At 69.0% G+C, this 13,334-nt stretch carries 11 protein-coding genes; 3 read left to right on the top strand and 8 right to left on the bottom strand.

The window, feature by feature from the left end; all coding sequences use genetic code 11:
• From VF542_RS11450 to typA, 3 genes are all read left to right on the top strand, one after another.
• On the top strand, positions 1-1,632 hold a 1,632-nt coding region (locus VF542_RS11450; protein WP_408651835.1), incomplete at its 5' end, for a S41 family peptidase.
• A gap of 196 nt (positions 1,633-1,828) precedes the next feature.
• Complete coding sequence (locus tag VF542_RS11445; protein WP_408651834.1) at positions 1,829-2,251, top strand: hypothetical protein; 423 nt, start codon at positions 1,829-1,831, stop codon at positions 2,249-2,251.
• A 139-nt stretch (positions 2,252-2,390) separates the two neighbouring features.
• A complete protein-coding gene (typA, locus tag VF542_RS11440) occupies positions 2,391-4,289 on the top strand; it encodes a translational GTPase TypA (protein ID WP_408651833.1) in 1,899 nt (632 codons plus the stop codon).
• Between the two features lie 89 nt (positions 4,290-4,378).
• Here the strand turns inward: typA and VF542_RS11435 are convergent, their stop codons facing one another.
• The 8 genes from VF542_RS11435 to VF542_RS11400 all read right to left on the bottom strand — a co-directional run.
• The gene (locus VF542_RS11435; RefSeq protein WP_408651832.1) at positions 4,379-5,053 is read right to left on the bottom strand and encodes a hypothetical protein; all 675 of its coding nucleotides are present in this window, start codon (positions 5,051-5,053) and stop codon (positions 4,379-4,381) included.
• 122 nt (positions 5,054-5,175) lie between these two features.
• On the bottom strand, positions 5,176-6,195 hold the full coding sequence (locus tag VF542_RS11430) for a TauD/TfdA family dioxygenase (protein WP_408651831.1): 1,020 nt from the start codon (positions 6,193-6,195) through the stop codon (positions 5,176-5,178).
• Between the two features lie 109 nt (positions 6,196-6,304).
• Entirely contained in the window at positions 6,305-7,666 is a 1,362-nt protein-coding gene (locus tag VF542_RS11425) for a cation:proton antiporter (RefSeq protein WP_408651830.1), read from the bottom strand.
• Between the two features lie 5 nt (positions 7,667-7,671).
• Positions 7,672-8,796 (bottom strand): NAD(P)/FAD-dependent oxidoreductase, encoded by a 1,125-nt coding sequence (locus VF542_RS11420; protein ID WP_408651829.1) that lies wholly within the window; start codon positions 8,794-8,796, stop codon positions 7,672-7,674.
• A gap of 5 nt (positions 8,797-8,801) precedes the next feature.
• Complete coding sequence (locus VF542_RS11415) at positions 8,802-10,451, bottom strand: class I tRNA ligase family protein (RefSeq protein ID WP_408651828.1); 1,650 nt, start codon at positions 10,449-10,451, stop codon at positions 8,802-8,804.
• Positions 10,448-10,825 (bottom strand): cupin domain-containing protein, encoded by a 378-nt coding sequence (locus VF542_RS11410; protein WP_408651827.1) that lies wholly within the window; start codon positions 10,823-10,825, stop codon positions 10,448-10,450. Before VF542_RS11410 ends, VF542_RS11415 begins: the two co-directional genes overlap by 4 nt.
• A 2-nt stretch (positions 10,826-10,827) precedes the next feature.
• Positions 10,828-12,156: a SidA/IucD/PvdA family monooxygenase gene (locus VF542_RS11405; RefSeq protein WP_408651826.1), complete on the bottom strand. Its 1,329-nt coding sequence runs from the start codon at positions 12,154-12,156 to the stop codon at positions 10,828-10,830.
• Between the two features lie 78 nt (positions 12,157-12,234).
• Positions 12,235-13,334: cytochrome P450 family protein (locus tag VF542_RS11400; RefSeq protein ID WP_408651825.1), on the bottom strand; the 1,100-nt coding region annotated here is incomplete at its 5' end.

The raw sequence follows: 13,334 nt of genomic DNA, 5'->3' as shown, positions 1-13,334 counted from the left end.
GACGGCGCGGTGCCGCCGATCACCGTCGAGCTGACCGGCCTTGTCGGGCGCGTGGTGCCGTTTCCGGTGGCGGCCGGCCGGTTGGCGGACCTGCGGGCGGCCAAAGGCGGCATGATCTGGACCGACAGCCCGGTGGCCGGTGATCTGGGGGAGTCCCGCAATCCTGACGACGACATCCGGCCCTCGCTGCAGCGCTGGGACTTCGGCAAGCGCAAGCGGATCGAACTGGCGGCCAGGGTCGATGACTTCGCGGTGTCCGGCAACGGCGCCAAGCTGGTGGTCCGGGACGCCAAGGCGCTCAACCTGGTCCCTGCTGACCGCAAGCCCGCCGAGGGTGGCGAGGACACCGTCTCGATCGACCTCGACCGGGTCCGGCTGATGGTCGACCCGCCGGCCGAGTGGCGTCAGATGGTGGACGAGACCGCCAGGTTGATGCGCGATCACTACTGGATCGAGGACATGGCCGGCATCGACTGGGATGCTGAGGTGGCCAAGTACCGTCCGCTGGTGGACCAGTTGGGCAGCCGGGATGACCTCTCGGACCTGCTGTGGGAGATCAACGGCGAAACCGGTTCCTCGCACGCCTACGAGGCGCCGCCTCCCGCGATGGCCGACCCGGTGCTGGCACCGGCGTTCCTGGGTGCTGACCTCGACCGTGACGAGCAGGGCCGGTGGCGGATCGCCCGCATCATCGCCGGCGACAACTCCTCCCGCGACGCCCGCTCGCCGTTGACCGCACCCGGGGTGGCCGCGCGGCCCGGCGAGCTGATCCTTGCCGTCAACGGCCGTCCGGTAGGGCCGGCCGGCCCCGCTGAGCTGTTGCGCGGCACCGCCGACAAGCCGGTGGAGTTGCGCCTGTCCCGCGACGGCGTCGAGCGGTCGGTGGTGCTGCGGCCGCTGAGCGGCGAGCGGGAACTGCGCTACCTCGACTGGGTCGCCAGCCGGCGGGCAGCGGTGCACCGGGCCAGCGAAGGCAGGGTCGGCTACGTGCACGTGCCGGACATGGTCTCCAGCGGCTGGGCGGCCTTCCACCGCGACTTGCGGGTCGAGATCGCCAGGGACGCGCTGGTGGTCGACACCCGTGACAACAGCGGAGGCAATAACTCCCAGTTGATCATCGAGAAGCTGGCCCGCCGGGTGCTGGGCTGGTCCACCGCCCGGCACGCCCCCACCGACTCCTACCCCTCCGGCGCGCCCCGGGGGCCGCTGGTGTCGCTGGCCAACGAGTGGTCCGGCTCCGACGGCGACATCGTCAACGCCGCCTTCCAGGCCATGGAACTCGGGCCGGTGATCGGCACCCGGACCTGGGGCGGCGTGATCGGGATCGACAACCGGTACCAGCTCGTCGACGGAACCCAGGTCACCCAGCCCCGGTACTCCTACTGGTTCTCCAACTACGGCTGGGGTGTGGAGAACCACGGCGTGGACCCGGACATCGTGGTGGAACTGCCGCCGCACGCGTGGGACCAGGGTGTCGATCCGCAGCTGCAGGCCGGCATCGACTACCTGCTCGCCGAGCTGAAGAACCAGCCCGCGCCGGCCAGGCCGGATCTGGCCCAGCGTCCCTCGCGCCGGGCGCCGGAGCTGCCGCCACGGGCCGTGACCGGCGGGGGTGTCGAAACTCGTCGGTGACCGCCGTGGGCGGCTCGCTCCGCTGCTCGCGACGAGTGGCGCGCAGCCGGTCGGGATGAGTGGCGCGCAGCCGGTCGCTCGACAGATGTGATGATGTGCGGTGATGCCAGCCGACCAGTCCATCCAACCAAGCCGGCCGAGCCCCCCACCCGGGACCGCCAGCCAGCTCGCCGGAGCCTCCGGCGAGCTGGTCCCGATGTCGTTTCCGGGTGCCCGGCGGGTGGCGGGCTGGCTGTTCTGGGTGGTGTTCCCGGCGCTGTGCCTGGCGGCCATCGCGATGGCGGTGGTCAACGTCGCCGTGCATATCGGGGACCGGCCCACCGGCATCCGGGGCAGTTTCGTGGTGAGCCCGCGCACCTGCGGGCAGGGAATCTGCTCCTTCGGTGGCTTGTTCACCAGTGACGACGGCAGCATCAAGAACCTGCCGTTGCTCGGTGATCCCCGCTGGCATTCGGAGGACGTGCACCATGTGGTGTATGACCCGGGCAGTGTCGAGGTGACCGCGCTACCGGGCCACTGGGACCCGACGCCCTCGGTCATCGCGGCCCTCGGCGGTGTGACCTACCTGGGTCTGATGGGTTCCTTGGTGCGCGGCTCCCGGCGGGATCGGGAACACTAGAGGCAGATCCGCACCAGAAGGCAAGACCTGCAGGACCGATGGCGGCACGAGTGGTGCCGCCGCACAAGCCCGCCGCGACCGCGGCCGCGGCGGGGTATCCGCCCGCCGCGCGGAGTTCGCGGCTGACGAAAGAAGAGTCATGTCCAACCACAGCGCTGCCCAAGTCGGCAACGATGCCATTCGGTCCTCGATACGCAATGTCGCGATCGTCGCGCACGTCGACCACGGCAAGACCACCCTGGTCGATGCGATGTTGTGGCAGTCGGGTGCCTTCGGGGCGCACGAGCACGTCGACGAGCGGGCGATGGACTCCAACGACCTCGAGCGCGAGAAGGGCATCACGATCCTGGCCAAGAACACCGCGGTGAACTATGTCGCGCCCGGCGGGCAGAAGATGATCATCAACATCATCGACACCCCGGGCCACGCGGACTTCGGCGGCGAGGTCGAGCGCGGGTTGTCCATGGTCGATGGCATCGTGCTGCTGGTCGACGCCTCGGAGGGGCCGTTGCCGCAGACCAGGTTCGTGCTGCGCAAGGCCCTGGACGCCAAGCTGCCGGTGATCCTGGTGATCAACAAGGTGGACCGGCCGGATGCCCGGATCGCCGAGGTCATCGACGAGACCTACGAGCTGTTCCTGGACCTCGACGCCACCGAGGACCAGATCGACTTCCCGATCGTCTACGCCTGCGCCCGGGACGGCAAGGCCTCACTGGACCGTCCCGAGGACGGCACCGTGCCGAAGTCCGATGATCTGCAGCCGCTGTTCAGCACCATCCTCGACACCATCCCGGCCCCGGCCTACCGGACCGGCGCGCCGCTGCAGGCGCACGTCACCAACCTGGACGCCTCGCCGTTCCTGGGCCGGATCGCGCTCTGCCGGGTCTTCCAGGGCACCATCCGCAAGGGCCAGCAGGTCGCCTGGTGCCGCCATGACGGCACCATCTCCAGTGTCAGGATCACCGAGCTGCTGATGACCGAGGCGCTGGAGCGCAAGCCGGCCGAGTCCGCCGGCCCCGGTGACATCATCGCGATCGCCGGCATCCCCGAGATCATGATCGGCGACACGCTGGCCGATCTGGAGGACCCGGTGCCGCTGCCGCTGATCACCGTGGACGAGCCCGCCATCTCGATGACGATCGGCACCAACACCTCTCCGCTGGCCGGCCGGGTCAAGGGATCGAAGGTCACCGCGCGGCTGGTCAAGGACCGGCTGGACCGGGAACTGGTCGGCAACGTCTCGCTGCGGATCCTGCCGACCGAACGCCCGGACGCCTGGGAGGTGCAGGGCCGGGGTGAGCTGGCCCTGGCCATCCTGGTCGAGCAGATGCGCCGGGAGGGCTTCGAGCTCACCGTCGGCAAGCCCCAGGTGGTCACCAAGACCATCGGCGGCAAGATCCACGAGCCGGTCGAGCGGCTCACCGTGGACGCGCCGGAGGAGTACCTGGGCGCCGTCACCCAGCTGCTGGCAGTGCGCAAGGGCCGGATGGAGATCATGACCAATCACGGCACCGGCTGGGTCAGGATGGAGTTCCTGGTGCCCTCGCGCGGCCTGATCGGCTTTCGTACCGAGTTCCTGACCGACACCCGCGGGACCGGCATCGTGCACCACGTCTTCGAGAAGTACGAGCCGTGGTTCGGCGAGCTGCGCACCCGCGGCTCGGGCTCGCTGGTCGCCGACCGGCCGGGCATGACGACACCGTTCGCGATGATCAACCTCCAGGAGCGCGGCACGCTGTTCGTGGAGCCCGCCACCGAGGTCTATGAGGGCATGCTGGTCGGCGAGAACTCCCGCGCCGACGACATGGATGTCAACATCACCAAGGAGAAGAAGCTGACCAACATGCGGTCCTCGACCTCGGATGAGTTCCAGCACCTGGTGCCGCCACGCCGGCTGTCGCTGGAGCAGTCGCTGGAGTTCTGCCGCGAGGACGAGTGCGTCGAGGTCACGCCGGAGACGGTGCGGATCCGCAAGGTGACCCTGTCCCAGCAGGATCGCCAGCGCCAGCGCGGCACCCGGTTCAAGGCCAGCCAGTAGCCATAACCCGGCTGTAGTCCATGGCGCGGCCTGGGATGTCGCCCCGGCAACCGATCGGGGGACCGCCCAGGCCGCACGATGGACAGCGACTACAGGTCGGGGCCCTGGGCGCGCAGCTTGTCGACCTCTGACATGGCCTGGCGCAGGCTGGTCAACCACTCGTCGGTGTGCTGGCCGACCAGGTTGACCGCCCAGGCCAGCGCCTCTGACCGCGACCGGGCGACCCCGGCGTCGACGAGGGTGTCGAGCACCTGGCGTTCCGGCTGGCGCAACCGTGTCATCACCGGAACCGACAGGTGTGTGAACAGCGCCTGGGTGTTACCCAACTGGGCACCCCAGGCGACCTTGCGGCCATAGCGGGCCTCGGCCTCCGCCGCGATCTTCATCCGTTCGAGCCGGGTGTCCTCGCGGAACCGGCTGATCCGGCCGGCCGCCGCCGCGTCGCTCTGGGCCTCGGATTCCTCGGCGTCGGCTGCCTGCGCGCCGACCGGCGGCAGTTGGCCGATCACGATGATCTCCTCGCGGTCCACGCTGACCGAGGCAGGACCGACGAACCAGTCCGAGGGCAATCGGCCGGTGAACCAGGCCGCCGCATCATCGGCCGGCGGCAGTTCGGCCTGCTGCCAGCCACCTGGACGGCCGAACCCGCCGCCACGGTGACCACGGCGCGGGCCACCCGGGCCGCGCCGGCCACGACCGGGCCCGAAGCCCGGCCCGTCTTCGCCTTCCGGGCCGTGCTGCGGGCCCTCTTCGGCAGTGTTCATGACAATCTCCTCTTCATTACATCAACGCTGTGATTACATAATTACACGTTGACTGGAAGAGGGCAACAGACTGGCGAACCGGCCCACGGCCTGGGCCGGCTCGCCAGGGTCACGGGGTGGGTTCAGCTGGTGAGGACCATGACGTTGGCGCCCACCGCGTAGTCGGTGTCGACGATCCGACCGTCACCGGGCCGGTGCACCCGGCTGCGCGACAGGTCCTTGGTGATGAAGGTGCGCAACAGCCAACGGTCCTGGCCATCGCCGTGGTAACGGAAGGAGCTGCGGCCGTGGAAGGAATCGTGGTTGTCGATGAACAGCAGGTCACCCGCCTCCAGCCGGGTATCGATCACCGCGTCGGAGGCGACGGCATACAGCTTGTCCAGGGCAGCCTGTGCCTCGTCGTCCAGGCCTCGGGTCTCGGCGAAGTCGCAGCGGATCCGCGGGCGCCGGGGATCGCCGTCCAGAACCCGGACCGGGCCGATCACGATCGGGTCGCTGAGCCCGGACCCGCGCAGGAACGAGCCGTCCACCGTGGTGCTGAAGCGCAGCTCGCTCAAGATCTCCAGCGTCCGGGCATCCAGCAGTGGCAGCAGGACGGCGGTCGGGGCGAGCACCGTGCGCGCGAAGCGCTCGGGATCCGGCCGCAGGCAGAGCAGGCCGATCACGTCCGCCCGGTACTCGGTGAAGACCGTCTCGCAGTGCAGTTCCAGCAGCGCCCTGCTGGAGATCGACTGCTGGGTGTCCTCGAATCCCTTGACCGGCAGGATGTCCTGGATGATCTGGCCGGCGAGTTCGGGCTGGAAACCGAACTGCTCACCCACCAGGGCGGAGGCCAGGCTGAACACCCGGGCCGCCGGCAACCGGATGCCCAGGCCGTAGTCGGCATGGTCGGGGGTCGGTGGCAGCGGGTCCACCGGCAGGTTGCGCAGCAGCATGCCGCCGGCGCTGTCACCGTTACGGCGGAAGTTCAGGGCCGCTCGCCGGATCCGCTCGGGCAGCCGCGCGCTGAGCAACTGCGCGGCCATCACGAAACTCTCCGTCTCGGCAACCGGGTCATAGCCGGCGAGCTCGTCGGCCAGCAGCCGGAACGCGTCCTGCTCCTGCTCGTTGAGACAGACCTGGGTGGGGTAGATGTCGCTCATAGACTGCTCCAGCTGGGTCGGTTTGGCCTTGCACTGAAAGGAGTTCTCCACTTAGGAGAGGGCTGTTGACGGGTGGATGGATACACCCGTCCGGTTAGCGGCACACGGTTCAGCCGCCAGGACCTGAGGAAGCTCGTTCGGTCGTGCCCGACCAGCGGGCATGCTCGAGCTCGCGGATCCGCTCGTCGGCGTTGTGGTCCAGCCCCGCCATCGCCCGTCGCAACAGTGGCGGCGCCATCACCGATGTGACCACGGCGACCAGCACGATGATGGTGTAGGTGGAGGTGGTGATCACGCCGAGCCGCAGGCCTGCCATGGCGACGACGACTTCCACCACGCCCCGCGCGTTCATCCCGGCGCCCAGCGCGAATCCCTCACGAGCCGAGAGCCGGGACAGCCGCGCGCCGAGATACGCGCCCGCGAACTTGCCGAGCACCGCCACGCTCAGCACGATCAGCGCCGAGAGCAGCACCGTTGGATGCGCCAGCGATGCCAGATCCATCCGCAGGCCCGCGGTAGCGAGGAAGACCGGCGCCCCGACCCACAGCACGAAGGTCCGCAGTGGCGCCAACCGGGCCGGGTCGATGACCTGCCGTACCCGGGTCGCGCTCAGCAGCATGCCGGCGACGAAGGCGCCGAACGCGGGCTCGAGCCCGAGTGCCTGGGTGGTGGCCGCACCGCCGATGATCATCGCCACGGCGACGGCCACGCCAGGGCCCTGGTCGGAGCTGCGGCCCGCCAGGGTGAACAGCGCCCGGGCCACCGGTCGGCCGATGAAGGCTGCCGCGATCAGGAAGGCGAGGATCTCGGCCACGGTCAGGGCGATCCGCCAGCCGTGCACGCCGCCGATGGCCATCGCCGACACGACCGACAGCAGGCACCAGCCGACGGCGTCGTCGACGGCGCCCGCGGCGAGGGTCAACTGGCCGACGTCGCGGTGCAGCAGCTTCATGTCCAGCAACGTCTTGGCGATCACGGGGATGGCGCTGACGCACATGGCCACGCCGAGGAAACAGGCGAAGGTCGCGCGGTCGGTGCCGGCCGATCTCATGGTGGCCGGCAGCACCGTACCCAGCGACACCCCGAGGACGAGCGGAATCAGCAGGCCGCCGAGGCTGATCCTGACCGCGGTGGCGCCGCGCCGCCGGATCAGGCCCAGGTCGACGTGCATTCCCGAAAGGCCGACCAGCAGCAGCACGCCCACCTGGGCCACCGCGTTGATCATGTTCGCCTGCGGCGCACTGGACGGGAACAGCCAGTGCCACAGCCCGGGTGCCAGGTGGCCGAGCAGGGACGGCCCTACCAGCACTCCGGTCAACAGCTCGCCCACCACCGCCGGCAGCCCGACGCGAGCCGCGAGCCGCCCCAGCGCCAACGCCAACGCCAGCAGCGCGCCCAGCTGGATCAGGAACACCAGCAGGTCGTGGCCGGCCGGCTGCGGAAGCGGAGCGAAGCCGGCCGCCAACGGCATCGGGCTCATGCTCCGCCTCGGAGATCGCCGGCGAGTTGCCGAGGCAGGTCGACCGACTCCAGGCCGGTCGGTCGTGCCGGGTTTCCCAGCGCCCGGTCGGCCAGCGCCCGGGCAAGCACCGGAGCGAACTTGAACGACATCCCCCCGCAGGCGGCGAATGCCCATACCTCGTCGCCCAGGCGCACCAGCAGCGGGCCCTGCCCGGCCTCGTCGGTGAGGTAGTAACCCTCTGTCGCACCGGTCACCGCGCCCGGTTCGAACGCGGTGAGCAGGGTGCCGAACCGGCGGGTCAGGTGGGTGCGCCAGGTGCCGGGGGTCTGGCGATCGGTGAGGTCGGCCACCGTGCGGCACGCGCTGGCCGCGCTGAGCCGAACCGAGGTGCCGGCTACCGGCGGCATCATCCAGGCGTCGCCCGTGCTGCCCAGCCCCAGCACGGCCGGTGATCTGGACCATGCGGCGGGAAACCAGCTCGGGGAGTAGGACAGCATCGTCTGGCGCTTCAAGGTCAGGCTCGCCGCGAGCCCGGCCGGCAGCAGGTTGCGCGACCACGGTCCGGCCGCCACCACGACGCTGTCCGCGGACAGGGTGCGACCATTGGCGAACCCGACGGTCGCGGAGTCGGTCAGCTGGGTGACCCGGCAGTGCGGGTGGGTGCGTACGGCGGGATGGCCGCGCAGCCAGCGAGCCGCCGCCAGCAGCGCCCGGTCAGCCAGCACGGTGCCGGCGGCCGGCTCCAGGATGGCATGCTGTCCTGCCTTCAACCGGAGCTGCGGATACCGCGCCGGCAGCTCCCGGCCGGTCAGTGCCCGGACCGGCACGCGCGTTTCGGACAGCAGCGCCAGCTCGGCCTCGATGTCCGTCACGACGGTGAGCACTCCGGTGCGGTGGTAGAACCGGCCGCCGAGCCGGCGCTCGGTCTCCACCCACGCCTCATGCAAGCCGGCGGCCGCGATCGACAGCCGCGGTTCGCCTCGGTGGAGCGTGCGGATCACCCGGTGCTGGTCGTAGGAGGTGGCCACCGGCGACGGGATCGCCGACTGCTCCACCAGATCGACCTGCGCTCCGGAGCGAACACACTCCACAGCGGTGAGCAGGCCGATCACGCCGCCCCCCACCACTACGACCCGCACCCGACTCACCTGCCCGCTACGGAGGCAGCCCCGGCAGCGGTCGCGGCTAGGGACAGCAGCGGGGGGACGAACGCCGCGACCTCGGCGACGTCGAACGCCGCGGGGCTGAGCACGCCGTCGAAGCCCCCGGCCTGCCGCGCCGCTTCGGCCAGGTCGATCAGGATCGGAGCGCTGAGCGCCAGCAGCGCAGATACCTGCAGGATCAGATCGCCCCAAGCCTCGGGCTCGTCGTCCAGGCCGTGCCCGTCCAAGGTGTCCGCGAGCCTGCCCAACCGGCCGATCTGGGTCAGGATCGTGTCGGCGCACCGGTTCAGGCTGTAGTTGGGCATCTCGTAGTTGAAGTCGAAGCGTGCCAGCATCGTCGCGACCCGGGCCCGGCCCACCGCCGACACCGGCAGCACCGGCGTGGCGCCGCTGGCATTGGCCACTGCCTTGCCGATGATGTCGGCCAGCCTGTTCCACGGCTCGACCAGCCGTTCCCGGCTGACCTTGTCCAGGCCGGCACGGCTGAAAGTGGTTCGCTGGTACTCCGGCGCGGTCAGCGCCAGGTACAGCCGTGCCGGATCCCTGGGCATCTCTTCCAGCAACTCCTGGACCGACAGGACGTGCCTCTTGCTGGTGGAGAACTTCTCACTCTCCAGCTCGTAGAACTCGTTCGTCAGCACCCATTCCGGCCGGATGTACTTCTGGCCGTGGGCCATCAGCAGCGCCATGTGCGTGAGCGCGAAGAAGTAGGCGTTGTCGAAGCCGAGGAAGTGCACGATGCGCATGTTCTCCTCGGGCAGCCACAGCTGTCCGGGAGTGGTCTGGCGGCCCAGCTGCGCCGCGGCGTAGGAGGAGGTGTACATGCCGGCCGGTATCAGCTCGAGCCAGGCGTTGAGCACCTGTCCGGGAGTCTCGGGGAACGGCGCCGGCATGCCCCAGGCGAGCGGGTAGGTGATCGGCAGGTCCTGCAACGGGCGCGACAGGACGTCGCGCACCATCTGCACCAGGTGCGGGCGCCAGTAGGAGGACCACTGCTCGTGGTAGGCGGTGAGTTCCTCCCGGTACTCCTCCATCGGCAGCACCAGGATCGTCGTCTCCCGGACTACCGGCACGTCGCGGGGATCGATCGTGGAGTGCGGGTTGAGCAGCTCGTCGAAGTTGTTGGGATGGCAGCAGGTCTCGCACAGCCCGCCGCGACAGGTCGCCAGGCAGACCGGGCACTCACCCTCGATCAGGCCTTCGACGATGAACTCCCCGGTTCGTTCGAGATAGGGCATCCGCACGGTCTTGAGCCGGAACTTGCCGGCGGCGTGCAGTGCCCGGAAGTAGTCCAGAACCGTCTGCTGGTAGGTCTGGTCGAACGGGCCGAACCCGTCGAAGGAGATGCCGATCGCGGTCAGTGCCTCGCGGATGAGCTCGGTGGACGTGCGGCACAGCTCCTCCGGTCCGACACCGAGCCGCTGGGCCGAGGCCACCACGAAGGTCTGGCTGTCATCTGTGCCGGTGGTGAAGACGACCTTGCGGCCGCGCGCTCGCTGGTAGCGCGCGTAGACGTCGCCGGCCAGGTACGGCCCGGCGATGTGGCCCAGGTGCATCCCGCCGTTGGGCGTCGGGTTGGGGCCGAGGACCAGGACGGGACGGTCATCCTCGGCAGGGCGTGGCGGCCTCACGCCTGGGTCTTCGCGCGGTTCTGGCTGAGGAAGCGTTCGGACATCTCCTCGTCCCACCACACGCTGTAGAACATGAACTCCTCCTCGCCGTCGTTCAGCAGCCGGTGCTTCTTGCCCGGCCGGAAGAACGCCACATCGCCGGCGGCGAACGGGGTCTCGTCACCGTCGCACTCGATCACGGCCGAGCCGCGCACCGCGATGAAGATCTCATGCTCGTGATGGGAGTGCAGGGTCGATCGGGTGCCCGGAAGGGCCAGTGCCCAGGAACTCTCGAACGGGGCGTTCAGCACGTTCCACGGCTGGAGCCGCTGGGTGTGCAGCCCGTATTCGTACAGGAGGTTGTCCGATTGGAGGTGGACGATGTCGACTGCCATTTCTACCTTCCCGCAATCTGTTCAAGGGTGTTCGCGCCGTGCGCGGTGGCTCGCACGCCGGTGCCGTCCTGCATCGCCGCCCGGTGGGCCAGGACGTCGAGCGTGATGTCCTTGGCACGGTGGGCCAGGACGCTGAGCAGCGAATCACCGATTCCGTGGGTTGCCTCGTTGATACCCTGCAGGTAGCAGGCGGCCTCGGTCGGCTCGTCGATCTGCAGCCGGTAGCCCCGCGTCACCTCGACCCTGTCGAGCCCGATCGCGTCGGCGAGCCCCTGGACCAGCTTCGGCGGCTGCCAGTTGAAACCGGTGCCAAGGAACACCATGTCGCGACGGAGTTCGCTGACGGCGCCACTCTTGCGGTCGGTCAGTTCGAGCACCACCTCACCGTTGTCCTCGCGAGCGGCGGTGACCTCGGTCATCGTGATCAACCGGCGGTCGTACCGGTGATTCAGGCGGTCCCGGTAGAAGTCGGTGTAGAGGCTCTGCAACATCGCAGGCGTCATGCAGGAGTAGTTGGTCTTGTACAGCTCCTGCCGGATGAGCGCCCTGCCGGTGGCTGGCGTGTCGAAGAACTCATCGACGTAGGAGGGGTAATAGAGCTCGTTGGTGAACTTGCTGGACGGATCCGCGGTAGGACCGATCGAGCGCATCACCCAGGCCACATCGCTGTCGGGCAGGTCTGTGCGGAGTGCGCGGAACACCTCCGCAGCGCTCTGCGAGCTTCCGATCAGCGCCAGCCGGTAGGGCAACTGCCGCTGCAGGCCGGCGATCCCCGGCCGGTACCGGGTGCTGTGGATGACCCGGTTCGGCGGCAGGCCGGCCAGCACCGGCGGGATGTTGGGGTCGCGTCCGGTGGCGATCACGAGGTAGCGGCTGGCGATCGAGGATCCGTCGGCGAGCCTGGTGACCCAGCCGGTCAAGGTACCCGTGGCCGAGCGGACCGGGTCGATGCTGACGCAGGTCTGGCCGAGCTCCACCCTGACCCTGGCCAGCGACTCGGCCACCCAGTTCAGATAGGCCGAGATCTCCAGGCGGTACGGGCTCTGGTTGCCCAGGTTGATGAAGTCGTCCAGCCGGCCGGTCGACTTCAGGAAGTTCAGAAACGTGAACCGGCTGCGCGGATTGCGCAGCGTCACCAGATCCTTGAGGAAGGACACCTGGCTCTTGGCCCACGGCAGCAGCAACCCCGACTGCCACTCGATCGTCGGATTGCGATCGATGATCAGGGTGTTGTCGGCCAGATCGGGTGCGAGTTCCTCCAGCGCTGCCGCCAGCCCAAGATTGGACGGTCCGGCTCCGATCGCAAGCAGTTCGACCTCACGCCTTGTCATCAATATCCTCCAGGCCCGTTGCCGGCATCAGAACCCAACGTTCCACCTCGGGTGCGCAGATCTTCAGGGGTGTCAGTGTCAGCACGGCGGCGACACCAGGACGGGAAGCGCCAGCAGACCACGCAGCAGCGCGCTGTGGTCCCAACGCAGCTCCTCCGGGTCGACGGCGAGTCGCAAGTGCGGATAGCGGGTGATCAGCCGGCTCAGCGCGATCTCGATCTGCATCTTGGCCAGCGGCACACCTATGCAGTAGTGCAGCCCGTGGCCGAAGGACATGGGGCCGACCGGACGGCGGGTCAGGTCGAGGCGGTCGGCGTCCGGGAAGTGGCTGCTGTCGCGGTTGGCCGAATGCCAGGACAGGGCCAGGATCTCACCCGCCGGTATGACCTTGTCGCCTACCGGGATCGCTTCCCTGGTGAACCTGAACGTGCCTACCGCGGAAGGGCCGTCGAAGCGCAGCAGCTCATCCACGGCTGCCGGCATCAGGGAGAGGTCGGCACGCAGCCGAGCCAATTCCTCGGGATGCCTCAGCAGGTTGGCGGCGGCGTTGCCGATCGAGTAGATCGTCGTGATGTGACCGGCCACTGCCAGCACGAAGATCATCGCGACCAGTTCGCCCTGGGTCAGCCGGTCGGTGCCGTCGGTGACCTGCACCAGCTCGCTGATCAGGTCATCGCCCGGGGCCGCTCGCTTGCTGTCGATCAGCGAGTGCGCGTAGTCGACCATCTTCTTGGAGGCAGCGGCGACCTCCTCCGGATCCTGGCCGGCGCCGACGAGTTTCAGCGACCACTGCCGGAAGTTCTCCCGGTCGTCCTCGTGCATGCCGCACAGGTCGCAGATGATGGTGATCGGCAGTCGCACCGCGAACTCCGAGACCAGCTCCACTTCCGAGCGGGACTCGAAGGTGTCCAGCAGCTGCTCGACCACCTGCTCGATGCGCGGCCGTAGCTTCGCCACTCGCTGAGGGGTGAACGCCTTGCTGACCAGCGCACGCAACCGGGTGTGCCGTGGCGGATCGCTGTTGAGCATGTGCGCTGCCAGGTCGTCGTCGAAGCCGACACCGGCTGCCTCGTCGGTGTCGGGCTCGAACTCCAGACCTGAGTGCCGGGCGAACAGCTCATTCATCCGCCGGCCGTCCTTGCTGACCCGGGGATCGTTGACCAGTGCGCGGACCTCGT

Origin of the sequence: Jatrophihabitans sp., from assembly GCF_036389215.1 — a bacterium.
Taxonomy (GTDB): Bacteria; Actinomycetota; Actinomycetes; order Mycobacteriales; family Jatrophihabitantaceae; genus Jatrophihabitans_A.
The sequence above is the reverse complement of the archived record's forward strand: the minus strand, read 5'-3'. Positions and strand labels throughout refer to the sequence as shown.